This is a genomic window from Nitrospirillum amazonense (assembly GCF_007828035.1).
Lineage (GTDB): Bacteria > Pseudomonadota > Alphaproteobacteria > Azospirillales > Azospirillaceae > Nitrospirillum > Nitrospirillum amazonense.
Map to the genome: position 1 here is coordinate 184,267 of NZ_VITV01000009.1, position 17,081 is coordinate 201,347.

The 17,081-nt window shown below is 69.1% G+C and carries 12 protein-coding genes; 8 read left to right on the forward strand and 4 right to left on the reverse strand.

Translation table 11 applies throughout. The features are described 5' to 3' along the window. Positions 1-50 precede the first annotated feature (50 nt). A complete protein-coding gene (locus FBZ87_RS22610; protein ID WP_145612850.1) occupies positions 51-1,070 on the forward strand; it encodes a bile acid:sodium symporter family protein in 1,020 nt (339 codons plus the stop codon). A gap of 49 nt (positions 1,071-1,119) precedes the next feature. Here FBZ87_RS22610 and FBZ87_RS22615 read toward each other — a convergent pair whose 3' ends face one another. The 3 genes from FBZ87_RS22615 to FBZ87_RS22625 all read right to left on the reverse strand — a co-directional run bounded on the left by FBZ87_RS22615 (position 1,120) and on the right by FBZ87_RS22625 (position 8,156). Then, positions 1,120-2,502 carry an L-serine ammonia-lyase gene (locus FBZ87_RS22615; RefSeq protein ID WP_145612851.1) on the reverse strand — a complete coding sequence of 461 codons (1,383 nt, stop codon included), beginning with the start codon at positions 2,500-2,502 and terminating at the stop codon, positions 1,120-1,122. Between the two features lie 251 nt (positions 2,503-2,753). Beyond that, on the reverse strand, positions 2,754-4,928 hold the full coding sequence (locus FBZ87_RS22620; RefSeq protein WP_246134537.1) for a TonB-dependent receptor: 2,175 nt from the start codon (positions 4,926-4,928) through the stop codon (positions 2,754-2,756). Between the two features lie 315 nt (positions 4,929-5,243). Next, entirely contained in the window at positions 5,244-8,156 is a 2,913-nt protein-coding gene (locus FBZ87_RS22625; RefSeq protein WP_145612852.1) for a hybrid sensor histidine kinase/response regulator, read from the reverse strand. Between the two features lie 257 nt (positions 8,157-8,413). On the opposite strand from FBZ87_RS22625, the gene FBZ87_RS22630 reads away from it, so the two are divergent. The 6 genes from FBZ87_RS22630 to FBZ87_RS22655 all read left to right on the forward strand — a co-directional run bounded on the left by FBZ87_RS22630 (position 8,414) and on the right by FBZ87_RS22655 (position 14,350). Further along, positions 8,414-9,385: a phosphoribosylaminoimidazolesuccinocarboxamide synthase gene (locus tag FBZ87_RS22630; RefSeq protein ID WP_145612853.1), complete on the forward strand. Its 972-nt coding sequence runs from the start codon at positions 8,414-8,416 to the stop codon at positions 9,383-9,385. A gap of 18 nt (positions 9,386-9,403) precedes the next feature. After that, positions 9,404-10,579 carry a formate-dependent phosphoribosylglycinamide formyltransferase gene (purT, locus tag FBZ87_RS22635; protein ID WP_145612854.1) on the forward strand — a complete coding sequence of 392 codons (1,176 nt, stop codon included), beginning with the start codon at positions 9,404-9,406 and terminating at the stop codon, positions 10,577-10,579. A gap of 4 nt (positions 10,580-10,583) precedes the next feature. Beyond that, positions 10,584-11,711, forward strand: a complete 1,128-nt coding sequence (locus tag FBZ87_RS22640) for a helix-turn-helix domain-containing protein (RefSeq protein ID WP_145612855.1) — start codon at positions 10,584-10,586, stop codon at positions 11,709-11,711. Between the two features lie 58 nt (positions 11,712-11,769). Next, entirely contained in the window at positions 11,770-13,161 is a 1,392-nt protein-coding gene (locus FBZ87_RS22645) for a serine hydrolase domain-containing protein (RefSeq protein WP_145612856.1), read from the forward strand. Between the two features lie 65 nt (positions 13,162-13,226). Next, on the forward strand, positions 13,227-13,640 hold the full coding sequence (locus FBZ87_RS22650) for an MbcA/ParS/Xre antitoxin family protein (RefSeq protein WP_040846483.1): 414 nt from the start codon (positions 13,227-13,229) through the stop codon (positions 13,638-13,640). After that, on the forward strand, positions 13,634-14,350 hold the full coding sequence (locus FBZ87_RS22655; RefSeq protein WP_145612857.1) for an RES family NAD+ phosphorylase: 717 nt from the start codon (positions 13,634-13,636) through the stop codon (positions 14,348-14,350). Before FBZ87_RS22650 ends, FBZ87_RS22655 begins: the two co-directional genes overlap by 7 nt. 63 nt (positions 14,351-14,413) lie before the next feature. Here FBZ87_RS22655 and FBZ87_RS22660 read toward each other — a convergent pair whose 3' ends face one another. After that, the gene (locus FBZ87_RS22660; RefSeq protein ID WP_145612858.1) at positions 14,414-15,187 is read right to left on the reverse strand and encodes a ferredoxin--NADP reductase; all 774 of its coding nucleotides are present in this window, start codon (positions 15,185-15,187) and stop codon (positions 14,414-14,416) included. Between the two features lie 320 nt (positions 15,188-15,507). Between FBZ87_RS22660 and FBZ87_RS22665 the strand changes: the two genes are divergently transcribed. Then, positions 15,508-16,920: a methyl-accepting chemotaxis protein gene (locus FBZ87_RS22665; RefSeq protein WP_145612859.1), complete on the forward strand. Its 1,413-nt coding sequence runs from the start codon at positions 15,508-15,510 to the stop codon at positions 16,918-16,920. The last annotated feature ends 161 nt before the right edge of the window (positions 16,921-17,081 follow it).

Genomic DNA, 17,081 nt, shown 5'->3' on the forward strand with positions numbered 1-17,081 from the left:
TGTCCGTCCCCGCCGCAACCGCCCCCACCACAACCGCTCCTGGCCCGTCCATGCCTTCTTCCCGGAAGCCTTCCACGGTCTTGCTGTGGCTGGCGCGCCTGAAGCCCGACACCTTCACCCTGCTGCTGGTGGGCACGGTGGTGCTGGCCTCGTTCCTGCCGGCCAAGGGCGGCATGATCGGCGTGGCCAACGGGGCCACGGACGTGGCCGTCTTCCTGCTGTTCTTCCTCTATGGCGCCCGCCTGTCGCGCGAGGCGGTGATCGGCGGACTGACGCAGTGGCGGCTGCACCTGCTGGTGACGCTGTGCACCTTCGCCCTGTTCCCCCTGGTGGGGCTGGCGCTGAAGCCGCTGGTGAACCTGGATATCCTGACGCCCGACCTGTACCTGGGCGTGCTGTTCCTCTGCACCCTGCCGTCCACGGTGCAGTCGTCCATCGCCTTCACCTCCATCGCCGGCGGCAATGTGGCGGCGGCCATCTGCAGCGCCTCGGCCAGCAACCTGCTGGGCATGGTGGTCACGCCCCTGCTGGTAGGCCTGCTGCTGGCCAAGGCGGGCGCCGGCTTTTCGGCCGACGCGCTCACCTCCGTCTTCGTGCAGCTGCTGCTGCCCTTCGTGTTGGGCCAGCTGCTGCGGTCCCGCATCGGGGATTGGGTGGCGCGCAACAAGAAGGTGCTGGGCCCGGTGGACCGCGCCAGCATCCTGCTGGTGGTCTATGGCGCCTTCAGCCACGCGGTGAACGAGGGCATCTGGCACCAGCTGGACGTGGCCAGCCTGCTGAAGGTGGTGCTGGTGGATGGCGGCCTGCTGGCCCTGATCCTGGTGCTGACCACCGTCATCAGCCGCCGCCTGCACCTGTCGCGGGCCGATGAGATCGCCGTGGTGTTCTGCGGCTCGAAGAAAAGCCTGGTCAGCGGCATTCCCATGGCCAACGTGCTGTTCGCCGGCCACGCCGTGGGCATGATCGTCCTGCCCCTGATGCTGTTCCACCAGATCCAGCTGATGGTCTGCGCCGTGCTGGCCCGGCGCTATGCCGGCAGCCATCCCCCGGGGTATGTGGCGGCGGAATAACCAAGCCTTCCCGAGAGATGCCCCGCCGGCGCCTGAGGTAGGGGAAAAGCTAACACTCCGGCAGGTTCACCGCCAGGCCACCCAGGGACGTCTCCTTGTACAGGTCCTTCATGTCGGCGCCGGTGCGCCGCATGGTCTCGATCACCCGGTCCAGGCTGACCTTGTGCGTGCCGTCGCCCATCAGGGCCAGACGGGCGGCGTCGATGGCCTTGATGGCGCCCATGGCGTTGCGCTCGATGCAGGGGATCTGCACCAGGCCCTTGATGGGGTCGCAGGTCAGGCCCAGGTTGTGCTCCATCCCGATCTCGGCCGCGTTCTCGATCTGGGCGTTGGTGCCGCCCATGGCGGCGGTCAGGCCGGCGGCGGCCATGGAGCAGGCCACCCCCACCTCGCCCTGGCAGCCGACCTCGGCCGCTGAGATGCTGGCGTTGCGCTTGTACAGGCCGCCGATGGCGGCGGCCGTCAGCAGGAAGATGTGCAGGCGGCGGCGGTCGGGGTCGTGGAAGCGCTCGTAATAGCGCAGGACCGCCGGGATGATGCCGGCCGCCCCATTGGTGGGGGAAGTGACGACCTTGCCGCCGGCCGCGTTCTCCTCATTCACCGCCAGGGCCCACAGGTTCACCCAGTCCATGACCGACAGCGGGTCGCGCAGCATGCGTTCCTGCCGCTGCAGCAGCTGGGCGTGGATCTTGGCCGCGCGGCGCGGCACGTCCAGCCCGCCGGGCAGGATGCCGGTCTCGCGCATGCCACGGTCGATGCAGGCGTCCATGGTGCCCAGGATGCGGTCCAGGCCCTGGTCGATTTCCGCGTCCGTGCGGCCGGCGCGCTCATTCTCGCGCATCAGTTCGGCGATGGTCAGGCCGGCCTTGGCCGCCATGTCCAGCAACTCGTCGGCGTTGGCGAAATCATAGGGCACGGCCGGGCCCGGGTTGGCGGGGGCGTTGGCCCGCGCCTCATCCTCATCCAGCACGAAGCCGCCGCCGACGGAGTAGTAGGTCCCGCGTGTCAGCTCCGCGCCCGCCGCGTCGAAGGCCACGAAGGTGATGGCGTTGGGGTGGAAGGGCAGCTGGCTGCCGCCTTCCCAGCGGATGTCGCGGTCGGCGTCGAAGTTGATCTCGTGGCCATCAATGCCATTCAGCGGCAGGCGCCGGCTGGTCAGGACGCGGGCGACCAGGGCGGCGCAGGCGTCGGGATCGGCATCCGCCGGCATCTGGCCAGTCAGGCCGATGATGGCGGCGGTGTCGGTGGCGTGGCCCCGGCCGGTCAGCGCCAAGGAACCGTAGAGCTGCACTTCCACCCGCGCCACAGCGGCCAGGCGCCCACCCTGGGCCACGCGCCGGACAAAGCGGCAGGCGGCCGTCATGGGCCCCATGGTGTGGGAGCTGGAAGGGCCGACGCCCACCTTGAACAGTTCGAAGACGCTGATGCTCATGCCCGTAACCCTATTCCCGCGCGGGCCCGTCCCGCCGGCAACCCTGCGCGGGCATCCACGGGCGCTCAACCGCCAGGCGCCTTGATACAAGGTTCGCGGGATGCCCGCCACAGGCATCGCCACATCATATTATTTGATATTGCTTAAAATGAAGCGGGCCCGGAAAGGTCATGCTTCCCGGGCCCGCCGTCAGGGGTAAGGCTGTCGTCTCCGACCAACCAAGGTGTTCCAGAGGCGTCGCGGACCCCGGATCAGAACGTCTTGGTCACGCCGAAGTAAAAGCCGCGGCGCGGGCCATATTGCGGGGCGCCCACACCGACCCCCGTTCCGTCACGGATCTCATACTTCTCATCGAACAGGTTGATGACGTCGAAGCGCACGTCCATCAGGCCCACGGTCGGCAGGTCCAGGGTCTGGACCACGCCCAGGTTGACCTGGACGTACCCCGGCAGGGCGGCGCCATTGGGCGTGGCACCGTCGGAGCGCAGGCCCGAGCCGTAGATCAGGTCGGTGGTCAGCAGCGTCCTGTCGATGCGGTAGCTGGCGCCGGCTGAGGCAGTGAAGCGCTGGTCGTGGTCCACCGGGATGAAGTGGTTGGAGATGTAGTCCAGGTCATCCTGGCTGAAACTGAACTGGCTGGAGACGATCTTCTTGCCCTCCGCCTTCGACACCGCGAAGTTGGCGTAGGATTGGAAGTTGTCCACCGCGTAGGTCAGCGACAGCTCAATGCCCTTCTGCGTGCCTTCGTCATAGTTGAAGGGCGTCAGGATGATGGGCGCGCCGAACTGGCCCTCATCCAGCATGTTCTTGGACTTCTTGTAATAACCGTCCAGGCCCACGGTCAGGGCGTCGGTCAGCTTCTGTTCGATGCCGACGTCGAAATAATTGGCGCGTTCGGCCTTGGGCGCGTCGTTGATGCTGCTGGCGGCGGCGGCGCTGGTGCCGGCGTACTTGGCGACGGCCGTGTTGGACACCAGCTCGAACGGCGGCGGGGTGAAGTAACGGGAATAGCCGGCGTGCACCGTCGTGCCCGGCGTCGCCTGCCACACCAGGTTCACGCGCGGGCTGAACTGGCTTTCGCTGTCGAACTGCTGGAAGCTGTCGAAGCGGCCGCCGAAGTTCAGGGTCCAATCCGGCGCGAACTTCCATTCGTCCTGCAGGTAAACGCTTTCGCTGTACCCGGTCTTGCCGAAGGTGTCGCGCACCGTGGTCGGGCTGCCGCCGATCTGGTTGCCGGCGTCGTCCACCGGAAACACCTGGGAATTGGTGATGCCGGAGGAGCGTTCGACCTGCAGCAGCAGGCCGGCGCGCAAGGTGTGCTGGTCGTTGACCACCCAGCTGCCGTCCGTCTGCCAGCCGCCGGCGATGGAGCGGCGGTAGGCTTCCTGCGAAATGCCGTTGTACAGCAGGTCGGGCACCGGGTCGGGCTTGAACCACAGGCTGGAATAGCGGCCGTAGACGGACGACTGGATGGTCACCGCGTCCAGCGCCTTGAGGTATGTCGCGGCGGCGTAGTGGGTGATTTCCCGCTGGTCCTCGTCGATCCTGTCGCTGGGATAGTCGGTCTGGCCATTGAAATTATAGCCCAGGCTGGGCGACTGGCCGGAGCGGGTGGGGATTTGGAACTGCCCGCGCTCCGTCCCCGCCATCAGGCTGACCTGGGTGTCGGGGTCCAGGATATCCTGCAGGAAGACGAAGCCGCGGCCGTTTTCCGTCCGGTCGTGGTTGGGCTTGCCGCTGCCATCGGGGCTCTCGATGCCCACGCCGCTGGTCTTGAAGTCGCCCGAGGCGAAGTAGTTCAGGTTGCCGGAGGAACCGGAAATGTCGAAGCTGGTCTGCAGCGTGTCGTAGCTGCCGCCGTAGACGCTGATGTCGCCACCGTTGTCGAAGGCGCCGGACTTGGTCTGGATGTCGATGATACCGGCGGTGCGCAGGCCGTATTGCGCCGGCAGGGCACCGGTCACCAGGCTGACGCTGTGGGCGAAACGGGGGCTGAGCGTCTGGCCGAAGCCGCTGATGCCTTCCGGCAGGATGACGCCGTTGATGCGATATTGGACGTTGGCGTGCTCACCCCGGATGTGCAGCTGGCCGAAGCTGTCCTGCGCCACGCCCGGCGCCTGCAGGATCACCTGGTTCAGGCCATTGTTCACGCCGCCGGGCTGCGCCTCCAGCGCACTTTCGTCCAGCTTGTAAGTGGAGGCGCCCAGGTCGGGCTGGATGCTGTTGCGCGCGTCCAGCAGACGCTTGGCGGTGATGACGATCTCCGGCACCGGGCCGCTGGCGGAACTGTTGCCCAGCTGGCCGCTGGCGCCGGCCGGTTCCGCCGCCGCGTCACCCGCTGGATTGTCCGCCGCCTGGGCCACCGTGCTGACCGACCCCAACAGAATGGCGCCCATCACGCCGGCGCGCCCCACCTTGAAAGCCATACCTTCCCACCTTTCGTGAAGGCCGCCCCAGCGCGGGCGGCCCCTGTTCCCTTCATGCCGCCGCCTTGGACCCAGGCCAACCGCCCCCGTTGCCGCACCCAGGGACGGGCGCGGCCGGCGAGAGCGGCTGGGTGGGCTGGAGACAGGACCCGAACTGCCAAGTTTTCGTTATGTTATAGTATAACGTGGTTCGGTTCTAACCCGCCTCCCCGGGTGCGTCAACGGGAAAGCGCAGGTGCAGCAAAAGACAGAAGGTCGCAGGCGGACAGCCCGGTTGCGGCGTGGCGCCAGGGGCGGGCACGGCCCCACCGTCCCTCAGGACGCCACGGCGTCGGGGACCAGCTCGTACACCCGGCGCCAGTCGCCGGCGCCCACGGCGGCGATGGTGCCGGCCAGCAGGCGGGCCCGGTCCGCGTCCCCCTCGGCACAGGCGGTGTCCAGCGTGCGGGCCAGGGCCTGCAGGCGGCCCAGCCCGGCGCTGCCGGCGGTGGCGATCAGGTCGTGCGCCTCACGCTTCAGGCCGCCCACGTCGCCGGCGGCGGCCTGGGTGCCGATGCGGTCCACCCGCGCCAAGCCGTTGGTCACCATCTCCTGCACCAGGACGCGGAACTGCGGCACCGGCACCAGGGCCGAGAGACGGCCCAGCACGGTGGGGTCGAAGATGGACGCGTCCGGCTGGGGAGCCGTCACGGCAGGCGCGGGCGGCGGGACCACGGGCGCCTCGACCGGGGGCGTCCTGTCGCGGCCCAGCCAGAAGGCCACGCGCTCCAGCAACTGGCCGTGGTCGAAGGGCTTCACCAGATGGTCGTCCATACCGGCGGCCAGATGGTCGTCGGCCCGGTCGGACAGGCTGTGCGCGGTAAGGGCGATGACCGGCACCCGCCGGCCGGTGCCGGCCTCCGCCGCGCGCAGGCGGCGCGTCGCCTCCAGCCCGTTCATCACCGGCATCTGCATGTCCATCAGCACTAGGTCGATGGGGCCGCCGGCGTCGCCCTCTTCGGCCAGGATGTCCAGCGCCTCTTGGCCATTATGGGCCAGACGCACGCTGTAGCCGGCGCGGCGCAACAGCAGCAGGGCCACCTGCTGGTTCACCGCGTTGTCCTCCACCAGCAGGATGCGGCCGGCGGCGCGCCTGTCCCCGTGTATGCCCCCAGGGACAGAGCCATCGCCGAAGGTGGGGGCGTCAGGGGCCAGGTCCAGCACCGCGGCCGCGTCCAGCGCCAGCCGGGCGGCCTCCTCGGCGCTGGCCGGCACCAGGGGGATGGTGAACCAGAAACGGCTGCCCGCCCCTTCATGACTATCGACGCCGATGTGCCCGCCCATCAGCTCCACCAGGTCGCGGCAGATGGCGAGGCCCAGGCCGGTACCGCCATAACGGCGCGAGATGGTCTCATCCGCCTGGACATAGCGTTCGAACAGGCGGCCGGCCTGGGCGGGCGATAGCCCCACGCCGGTGTCGGTGACGGAGAAGCACAGCAAGCCTGCCTCCTCACCCACCGCCGGCGCCACGGTGATGGTGACGCCGCCGCTATCGGTGAAGCGCAGGGCGTTGCTGACCAGGTTCAGCAGGATCTGGCGCAAACGGGCCGGGTCGCCGCGATAGGCGGGCCGCAGGGCCGGGTCCAGCGCCACCGTCAGCGTCAAGCCCTTCTGCTGGGCACTGGGCAGCATCAGGCGGCGCACCCCGTCCACCAGATCCTCCAGATTGAAGGCCAATTCCTCCAACTCCAGCTTGCCCGCCTCGATCTTGGAAACGTCCAGGATGTCGTTGGCGATGGTCAGCAGGGATTGCCCGCTCTGTTGCAGGGTGCGCACCTGGGGCCTCACCTCGGGCGGCAAGGGGCCGGCCAGCAGCAGCTGGGCGATGCCCAGGATGCCGTTCAAGGGCGTGCGCACCTCGTGGCTCATGGCCGCCAGGAAATTGGACTTGGCCTGGTTGGCGGCCTGGGCCACGGCACGGGCACGGTCCCGTTCCTCCGCCAAGGCTGCCAGCGACGCCGCCTGGCCTTCCAGGCGAATCTGGTCGTCCATCAGGCGGAGGTTGGCGGCGGCCAGCGCCGCCGTGCGGTCTTCCACCCGCTTTTCCAGGGTGGCGTTGGCCTGGGCCAGTTCACCGGCCTGCGCCCGCACGGTGGCGAAGGCGGTACGCAGGCTGTCGGCCAGGGACACGATCTCACGATCCCCCGCCACGGCAGGCAATGTCGCGAGCGGATCCTCCTGGTCCCCGGTCTCGGGAATGGGCCGCAGGCGCAGGCGTTCGGCGGCGCGGGTCAGGCGCACGATGGGGGCCGCCAGCTGCCCGGCGGCGAACCAGCCCAGCAGCAGCGCCAGCAAGGTGATGCCGCTGCCGGCATAGGCGACCAAGCGCCGCAACTCCCGCACCGGGGCCAGGGCCACCGCGGCAGGCTGGCGCGCCACGATCCACCAGCCCAGGCCCGGATAGTCGCGATAGCCCCTGCTCTGGCTGACACCGACGAGGAAATCGCCCGGCTTGCCGTCCGGCCAGGTGACGGTGGGCTCACCGCCGGGACCCCGGGCCACCGTCAGTTCCCGGCCCAGGAAGGGCTCCGGCCCCAGCAGCACGGTGCCGCCCTGGGACAGCACCAGCACCTGCACGCCGGAGCGCTCCGCCGTGGCGCCCAGGACGGACCGCGTCACCTCCACCGCCCAGGACCAGCTGAGATGGGCACCCAGCACACCCTGCACCGCGCCCGTCTCATCATGCACGGCAGCGGCGACATCGACGAAGCGCAGGGGGTCGGCCCCTGGCGCCGCCAGCACCTTTTGCAGCAGCTTGGCCTCGTGCACGTCGCCGGCATAGGAACCCTGGTCGCGCGCGGCGGCGAACCAGGGGCGCTGGGACACGTCCACCCCCTCCAGCACGCGGTCGGCGGACACCATGACCCGCCCGCCGGGGTCGGCGAAGCCGATCCAGGCGTAAGAGGGGAAGGTTTGCTTCAGCCGGTCCAGCCAGCGGCGCTGCCGCGCCTCATCCGCACCGACCTTGAAGACGCTGTTGAGGGAGGCGGCAACCTGCACGTCGCGCCAGCGCTCGAACATGCCCCGGTCCAGCTTGTCGCCCGTCTGGAAGGCGATATCGGCCATCTGGCGGGCGATATCGGTGCGTACCCGGTCTGCCGCCAAGTCGCCAATGACCATGGCCGCCGCCAGCGTGGCCATGGCGACCAGCACACCGAAGGTCAAGGCGAGGCGTAGGCGTAGCGACATCCAACCGGCGCTGAGGTTCGGGCCCGAGGCCGCCACAATAACCCGGCGCGCGATCACGATATATAGATACCGGAGGAGAGGGCACGGGCGCGCCGCGCGGCGGGCGGCACCGCCCGAGATGACCCTGCGGCGGGATGCGCCCCCGCCGTCCGCGCAGTGGTCAAACGGGCGCGGCCGCACTAGGATCGCGCGCGATTCCAACCCCGCGCCCCGGCATCCAGGCCGACAGGGGCGCGCCGCAACCCTTCAGGTGCCCGGTGGACCTCACCCCTTCCGATCTCGCCCCCGCCAACGTCCTCGATGACGCGACCATCCCGGAACTGCCCAAGCACTACCGGGGGAAGGTGCGCGACAACTACGACCTGGCGGACGGCCGGCGCATCATCATCGCGTCCGACCGGCTCAGCGCCTTCGACCGCATCCTGACGGCGGTGCCGCACAAGGGCGCCGTGCTGACCCAGACGGCGCGCTATTGGTTCGAGGCCACCCGCGACCTGTGCCCCAACCATGTGATCGACTATCCCGATCCCAACGTGGTGGTGGCCAAGCGCCTGGACATCCTGCCGGTCGAGGTGGTGGTGCGCGACTATCTGGCCGGCACCACCAGCACCTCCATCCTGTCCATGTACAAAAAGGGGGAGCGCACGATGTACGGCGTGACCCTGCCGGACGGCTTGGCGCCCAACCAGAAGCTGCCCGAAGCCATCATCACCCCCACCAGCAAGGCCTTCGACGGCGGCCATGACGAGCCGCTGACCCCGGCGGAGATCGTGGAGCGCAAGCTGCTGACCGCCGCCCAGTGGGAAGAGCTGTCGGCCAAGGCGCTGGCCCTGTTCGCCCGCGGTCGCGAGCTGGCGGCCAAGCGCGGCCTGATCCTGGTGGACACGAAGTATGAGTTCGGCCTGGACCAGGACGGCAACATCATCCTGGCCGACGAGATCCACACGCCGGACAGCAGCCGCTACTGGTTCGCCGAAACCTACCCCACCAAATTCGAGGCGGGGGAGCGGCCGGAGAGCTTCGATAAGGACTTCGTGCGCAGCTGGGTGGTGGCGCGCTGCGACCCCTACACCGACGACGTGCCGGAGATCCCGGGCGACGTGGTGCTGCAGGCGGCCGCCATCTACATCCAGGCCTATGAAATGATCACGGGCGAGACCTATGTGCCCGCCCGCGACCCGGACGGGGTGCTGGCCCGCATCCGCCGCAACCTTTCCCGATACTTCTAAGCCGGAACCGCCGCCATCATGACCGCGACCGCCAAAATCCTGCTGCTGGGCTCGGGCGAGCTGGGCCGGGAGTTCGTCATCTCCGCCAAGCGCTACGGCGCCCATGTCGTGGCCTGCGACGCCTATGCCGGCGCGCCGGCCATGCAGGTGGCCGACGAGTCCGAGGTGTTCTCCATGCTGGACGGGGAGGCGCTGAAGGCCGCCATCCTGCGCCACAAGCCGGACTATATCGTGCCGGAGGTGGAGGCCATCCGCACCGAGGTGCTGCAGGAGATGGAGGCCGCCGGCCACACCGTGGTCCCCAGCGCCCGCGCCACCTACATGACCATGAACCGCGACCGCATCCGTGAGGTGGCGGCCACGGAACTGGGCCTGCGCACCTCGCGCTACCGCTATGCCGAGAGCCTGGACGAGGTGAAGGCGGGGGCGGCGCACACCGGCCTGCCCTGCGTGATCAAGCCGGTCATGTCCTCGTCCGGCAAGGGACAGAGCACGGTGCGCACGGCGGACGAGCTGGAGGCCGCGTGGAACTACGCCGTGGCCAACATGCGCGGCGACCGCCGCAAGGTGATCGTCGAGGAGTTCATCGCCTTCGACTATGAGATCACCCTGCTGACCGTGCGCACGCGGGACGGCGTGGTGTTCTGCGAGCCTATCGGCCATCGTCAGGAACGTGGCGACTACCAGGAATCATGGCAGCCCGTGCCCATGGACGCCAAGGCCCTGGCCGCCGCCCGCGACATGGCGGAGAAGGTGGTGGACAACCTGGGCGGCTACGGCCTGTTCGGGGTGGAGTTCTTCGTGGCCGGCGACGACGTGGTGTTCAGCGAGCTGTCGCCCCGCCCGCACGACACCGGCATGGTGACGCTGATGTCGCAGAACCTGTCGGAATTCGACCTGCACGCCCGCGCCATCCTGGGCCTGCCCATTCCCCGCATCACCCTGCGCGGCCCCACCGCCAGCGCCGTCATCCTGGCCAGCCAGGACTCCAGCCACTTCGGCGTGGAAGGGTTGGCCGACGCCCTGGCCCTGGGCACGGCCGAGCATGACGTGGAGGTGCGCATCTTCAACAAGCCCACCACCCGGCCCTATCGCCGCATGGGCGTGGCCCTGGCCGAAGGCGCCACGGCCGACGAGGCCCGCGCCCTGGCCAAGCGGGTGGCCGACACGGTGTGGCTGAGCTACCGCGACTAAGGCCGTGAACGCCGCCGCCCTAGACCTGTTCCTGCGCGGCGGCGTGGTCAGCCTGCTGGTCCTGCTGGCCGGCCGGCTGCTGGCGGAATACCCCCGGGTGAATGCCGCCCGGCTGGGCGCCCTGTTCGCCATGGGCAGTGCTGCCTACACCCTGTGCACCCTGGCCGGCGTGCATGCCTGGGCCGGGGTTCGCGCGGCGCCACTGACGGGGCTGGCCACGGCCAACAGCTTCGTTTTCTGGCTGTTCGCCTGCAGCCTGTTCGACGACGCCTTCCGCCCCCGCGCCTGGCACGGATTGGTCTGGCTGGCGCTGGCGGCCACGGGCATCACCCAAGGCCTGGTGCTGGTGCCGGGCCACCATGCGGCGGCCCGTCCCCTGGGCCTGGTGCTGGACCTGCAGCCCCTGCTCTGGGCTGGCCTGGCCGCCTGGCAGTCCATGGCCACGGCCGCCGCCGACTTGGTGGAGCCGCGCCGCCGCCTGCGGCTGTTCATCGTGGCCGCAGCGGCCATGCATTCCATCGTCACGGCGCTGGCCACCCTGGCGGGCCCTTCCTCGACGGGGCGGGAACAGGCTGCGGGCGCCAGCGGCAACCTGCTGGACGCCGCCGGCCTGCTGACCATCGCCGGTGTCATCGCGTGGTCGCTGCTGCGCGTGGGCGGCGGTCAGGCCCTGTTCCACGATCCGTGCCCCCCTGTTCCTGCCGCGCCGCCGGCACCGGAGTCCGAGCCCGCCGCCCTCGATCCCATCTGGGTGACGGCGCTGGAGCGCGCCATGCGTCTGGACCGCGCCTATCGCCGCGACGGCCTGACCATCGGTCAACTGGCGGTGGATCTGGGCCTGCCCGAGTATCGTCTGCGCCGGCTGATCAACCAGGGCCTGGGCCATCGCAACTTCAACGCCTTCCTCAACCACTACCGCCTGGCGGAGGCCAAGGCCGCGCTGGCCGATCCGGCACAGGCCGAGGTGCCCATCCTGACCATCGCGCTGGACGCGGGCTTCGGCTCCCTGGGTCCGTTCAACCGCGCCTTCAAGGCGGACACCGGCCTGACACCCGGCGACTATCGCCGCCAGGCCCTGGCCGAACCGTCGAAAAGTGTGGTAGCGGCTAGCCGGATTTCAAATCCGGCATGATCGCGCGGGACCGGAGCGTCAAGACTGGCGGCCTCTCCCCCAGCGTTGAGCGCCGCCCATGCCGCCCCGTCTGCTATCCGCCCTGCTGCTACCCCTGGCCCTGACCGCTTGCGACGGTGCCCGCCGCGCCGTGTCGGTGCCGGCCCATTTCACCAGCCACCAGATCTGCTCCGCCGTGTTCGTCGGCGGGTTGGACGCCGCCACCTTCTTCGCCCAGGGCGTCGCCCCGCAGATGCGGCCGGGGGGCGCCCTGACCCGCTATCAGGTCGATTACGACACCGGGACCGTCACCGTGCGGTTCGCCGGCCTGGTGAAGAGCAAGGCGGTATACGAAGGGCCGGCCGGCTGCCGCGTGCTGACGGCGGAGGATCCGCCGCCCGGGCCCCGCATCGCCCTGCCGCCGCCGACCCCGGCCCTGCTGCCGCCCATCGCCGGACCTGACGTGGTGGCGCCCGCCGATCCCACCTTGACGGCGGCGTTGGACCGGGCCTTCGCCGAGCCGGATAAGGCCCCCCACCGCTGGACCAAGGCGGTCGTCATCCTGCACGATGGAAAGGTGGTGGCGGAGCGGTATGCCCCCGGCGTGGGTGTCGACACGCCTTTGATCGGATGGTCCATGACCAAGTCGGTCACCAACGCGCTGATCGGCATCCTGGTACGGCAGGGCAAGCTGACGGTGGACCAGCGCCTGGACGTGCCGGCTTGGGACCATGATGCGCGCCGGGACATCACCGTGGACGGCCTGCTGCGTATGACCAGCGGGTTGGACTTCGGCCAATCCCTGACCGCCGACTGGACCAGCATGGCCGACCCGACCACGCAGATGGTTTATGCCCGCGCCGACATGGCGGCGATGGTGGAGGCCGCGCCAGCCAAAGCGCCGCCCGGCCAGGTCTGGACCTACAGCAACGGCAACACCCTGCTGCTGTCCCGCCTGATCAAGCAACGGACGGGCGGAAGCGGCTCGGAAGTCCTGGCCTTCGCCCACCGTGAGCTGTTCGACCCCCTGGGCATGGAGCATGCCACGCTGGAACTGGACGCCACCGGCACACCCATCGGATCCAGCCATATGTGGGCCACAGCGCGGGATTGGGCGCGCTTCGGCCAGCTGTTCCTGGATGATGGCGTGGTGGGCGGCCGGCGCGTGCTGCCCGAGGGCTGGGTGGACTATTCCGCCCGCCTGACGCCGGGGTCGGAGGATTTCGGCTATGGCGCCGGCTTCTGGACCAACCGGGCCGGCCCTGCGAACAATGGGGGCGCCGCTGCCCGGCGGGTGCGCGCCGGCATGCCGGCCGACAGCTTCATGGCCCGCGGCAACCAGGGCCAGTCCATCGTCATCATCCCCAGCGCCCGCCTGGTGATCGTCCGACTGGGCATGTCCTATCAGCCCGAGGGCGACATCCTGGCGCTGGAGCGGCTGGTGGCCGATACGGTAGCGGCCTTCAAATGAGCGCCACTTGTGCCATATGGCAGCTCATCCTATATTAACTGCCATATGGCATTAAGGAGTTCGCCATGGCCCAGGCCCTACCTGCCAGCACGCCCGATGCGGCCGTCCCCGGCGCCGTCACCCAGGCCGAGGGGGCGGCCATGCTGCGCGCCGTCTTCAACCTGTTCCGCCTGTGGGGGGTGGACGACGGCCAGGCCCGCGTGCTGCTGGGCCAGCCCAGCCCGTCCACCTTCTACCGCTGGAAGCGGGGCGACATCGGCAGCCTGCCGTCGGATCTGCTGTGGCGCCTGGGCGATCTGATGGGCATCCACAAGGCCTTGCGCTATCTGTTCATGGAGCCGGAGCGCGCCTATGCCTGGGTGGCCAAGCCCAACGCCGCCTTCCACGGCAAATCGGCGCTGCAGCGCATGCTGGCCGGCGCCCCGTCCGACCTGACCGCCGTGCGCAACTACCTGGATGCGGAGCGCGGCGGGTGGTGACGCCGCCCGACACCCCGCCCACCACCGCCCTGGACTGGCGCCCGGCCTACCGCATCGTCCGCACCATCTACCCGCCCGTCTGGCTGTTCGAGGACATCGCCGACCCGGCCGACTGGGACCTGATCGCCAGCGCGGAAGCCAAGACCAATCCCCGCGTGCGGGATGAGGTGGGCGACCTGTCGCTGGTGCCGGCGGCGCGCCGCCTGTCCGGCCCCGGGGCCAGCCTGGCCATGGGTGCCTTCACCCACACCTCCACCGACCGGCCCAGCCGCTTTTCCGACGGCGGCTTTGGCGTCTGGTACTGCGGCGACCGGTTCGAGGTGGCGCTGATGGAAACCGTCCATCACTTCAGCCGCTTCATGCGCATGACGGATGAGCCGGCGGCCGACGCCCAGTTCCGCGAGCTAACGGCCCGCGTGGCTGGCAGCCTCCACGACGTGCGCGGGGAAGTCTTCCGGGACTGCCTGGCACCGGACGATTGGGCGGCGGGCCAGGCGCTGGGCAAGCGGCTGAAGGCCCAGGGCAGCGACGGCGTGCTGTACCCCAGCGTGCGCTGGCCCCAGGGCCTGGCCGCCGCCCTGTACTACCCCGACCTGATCACCCCGCCCATCCTGCAGGCCCGCACCCTGCGCTATCATTGGGATGGCCGGGGCGCGACCCGCTACATCGTCATCGGCGAGGATGAATGGCGGGCGATGCCGGAGCCCTGAAAGGCAACGGCCGCGCCCCGGGTGGGAGCGCGGCCGTTAACCGTACCGACGGGAATCGCTGGATCAGCGCTCCACGAAGGCCTTTTCGATGACGTAGTGGCCGGGCTCGTTCGAGCTGCCTTCGCTCATGCCGGCCTCTTCGCACAGGTCCTGCAGATCCTTCAGCACGCCGGGGCCGCCGCAGATCATGACGCGGTCCTGGGCCGGGTCGAACGGCTTCTCACCGATGTCGGCGAAGAACTTGCCATTTTTGATCAGGTCGGTCAGGCGGCCTTCGGTGCGGAAGGGCTCACGCGTCACGGTCGGGTAGTAGACCAGCTTGTCGCGCAGCATCTCGCCGATGAATTCGTCATTCGGCAGGTGCTTGGTGATGTCGTCGTAGTAGGCCAGCTCAGCCACGCGGCGCACGGTGTGGGTGACCACCACCTTCTCGAAGCGCTCGTAGACGTCCGGGTCCTTCATCAGGCTCATGAACGGGGCGAGGCCGGTGCCGGAGCCCAGCATATACAGGGTGCGGCCGGGCAGCAGGTTGTCCAGCAGCAGGGTGCCGGTGGCCTTGCGGCCGTACAGCACCTCATCCCCTTCCTGGATGTGTTGCAGGCGGGAGGTCAGGGGGCCGTTCGGCACCTTGATGCTGAAGAATTCCAGGTGCTCTTCATAATTGGTGCTGGCCATGGAATAGGCGCGCATCAGCGGGCGGCCCTCAACTTCCAGGCCCACCATGGTGAATTCGCCGTTGCGGAAGCGGAAGGACGGGTCGCGGGTCAGCCGGAAGCTGAACAGGTTGTCCGTCCAATGATGGACATGGGTGACCTTGCCGGACAGAAACGCGCTCATCCTCGCTATACCTCTTTCCTGACTCACCGGAAAACATCGCTTTAAGCCGGGGAGAATGGCGGTTTCCCGCCCTTCCGCAAATGCGAAAATACACTGCCCTGGATCGCTGCGACTGCATATCTGGTCGAATAGTCCGGTATTACAAGCCAATCTTGGAAAAAAATTCCCTTCCCCACCGCACGGTGCGGTCAACCAAAGGATGAGGGCGGGAGCGCGACGATGCACCTATCCTAAATGGCCACCCTGTTTGGACAGGGGTTGTTTGCGCTTTCTTTACGGGATGGGCCTCAGAATGCCCTTCCCGATCCTGGGGAGAGGACATGGCCGTGGACACCCACCAATCGATACCACTGCGCGCCGACGCCGGCACGCTGATCGCCGACATCGCCTCCGAGGTCGGGCGCCTGAGCGTCGACATCGCCGATGTGGTCGGCAGCATCCATCAGGTGGACAGCGCCATCGACAACCAGGGCAAGCAGCTGGCCGGCATCCAGGCGGCGACGCGCGACATCGTCGCCAGCAATCGCGCCATCGCCGGCATGGCCCAGGCGACGCAGGCCGTGGCGGCCGGCGCGCGGCGGGACATCGACGCCTCCGCCGGGGAAATCCGCCAGTCGCTGTCCGCCATCGGCGACCTGGTCGCGGCGGTGAACGCCAGCGCGAATGAACTGGGCGGGCTGGAGGGCGCCATGGGCCGGGTGGCCCGCGTGTCCAGCGACATCAACCGCATCGCGGCCCAGACCAACCTGCTGGCCCTGAACGCCACCATCGAGGCGGCGCGCGCCGGCGAAGCCGGCAAGGGCTTCGCCGTCGTCGCCACCGAGGTGAAGGCCCTGGCCCGCCAGACGGCCGAGGCCACCGCCGAGATCGACGCCACGCTGAAGGCCCTGACCGAGCAGGTGCGCCGCCTGACGGCCCGCATGGCGGCGGGGTCGGAACAGGCGGAACGGGTGGGCCGCAGCACCGCCACCATCGGCCAGGCGGTGGAAACGGTGGGCACGGCCGTGGCCCAGGTGGAGGAGAACGCCACCGCCATCGCCGGCGCCACCGGCGATATAGCCCGGCGCTGCGACGGCTTCCAGGAGACGGTGGACGCGCTGCACCGTGACGCGGCATCGTCCGGCACGGCGCTGAAGACCGCGACCACCCATCTGGACCGCACGCTGGAGCGGGCGGAGGCCATCATGATGCTGACCGCCACCTCCGGCTACGCGACGGAGGACACGCCCTTTATCGACCGGGCGCGCGAGGTGGCGGGCCAGATATCGGCCCGCATGGAACAGGCCCTGGCGGCGGGTGAGTTGACCATGGACGACCTGTTCGACACCGACCTCAAGCCCATCGCCGGCAGCAACCCACAACAATACATGACTCGCTACATCCCCTTCCTGGACGCGGCCGTCACCCCCCTGCACGATCCCGTCCTGGCCATGGACCCGCGCATGGTCTTCTGCGCGCCCACCGACCACAACCGCCTGATCCCCTGTCATAATCCGCAGTTCCGCAAGCCCCACGGACCCGACCCGGTGTGGAATGCCGCCAATGGCCGCAACCGCCGCGTTTACGCCGACAAGACGGCCACCGCCGTCAGCCGCAGCACCGCGCCGTTCCTGCTGCAGACCTACCGCCGCGACATGGGCGGCGGCGTCTTCGCCCTGATGAAGGACGCCTCCGCCCCCATCTGGGTGCGCGGGCGGCTGTGGGGCGGCCTGCGGGTCTGCTACCGCGCCTGAGGTTGAGGCCAAACCTATCCCTTTTCGCCGGGCTGCAACACCAGCGTCACAAGACTGGCATACCCTGGGATTAGCATGCGGTTAAACGTGCCTGCCCGGGGGGCGGGTGGCGCGCGGCTGCGGTCCCTAAACCCAAGGGGCGCGGCATTCAGGGGGAATGA

What these genes read in the sequence shown, in the direction of transcription:
- FBZ87_RS22610 (WP_145612850.1), top strand. Translation starts at nt 51, where the DNA reads ATGCCTTCTTCCCGGAAGCCTTCCACGGTCTTGCTGTGGCTGGCGCGC.
- FBZ87_RS22615 (WP_145612851.1), bottom strand. Translation starts at nt 2,502, where the DNA reads ATGAGCATCAGCGTCTTCGAACTGTTCAAGGTGGGCGTCGGCCCTTCC.
- FBZ87_RS22620 (WP_246134537.1), bottom strand. Translation starts at nt 4,928, where the DNA reads ATGGCTTTCAAGGTGGGGCGCGCCGGCGTGATGGGCGCCATTCTGTTG.
- FBZ87_RS22625 (WP_145612852.1), bottom strand. Translation starts at nt 8,156, where the DNA reads ATGTCGCTACGCCTACGCCTCGCCTTGACCTTCGGTGTGCTGGTCGCC.
- purT (WP_145612854.1), top strand. Translation starts at nt 9,404, where the DNA reads ATGACCGCGACCGCCAAAATCCTGCTGCTGGGCTCGGGCGAGCTGGGC.
- FBZ87_RS22645 (WP_145612856.1), top strand. Translation starts at nt 11,770, where the DNA reads ATGCCGCCCCGTCTGCTATCCGCCCTGCTGCTACCCCTGGCCCTGACC.
- FBZ87_RS22650 (WP_040846483.1), top strand. Translation starts at nt 13,227, where the DNA reads ATGGCCCAGGCCCTACCTGCCAGCACGCCCGATGCGGCCGTCCCCGGC.
- FBZ87_RS22660 (WP_145612858.1), bottom strand. Translation starts at nt 15,187, where the DNA reads ATGAGCGCGTTTCTGTCCGGCAAGGTCACCCATGTCCATCATTGGACG.
- FBZ87_RS22665 (WP_145612859.1), top strand. Translation starts at nt 15,508, where the DNA reads ATGGCCGTGGACACCCACCAATCGATACCACTGCGCGCCGACGCCGGC.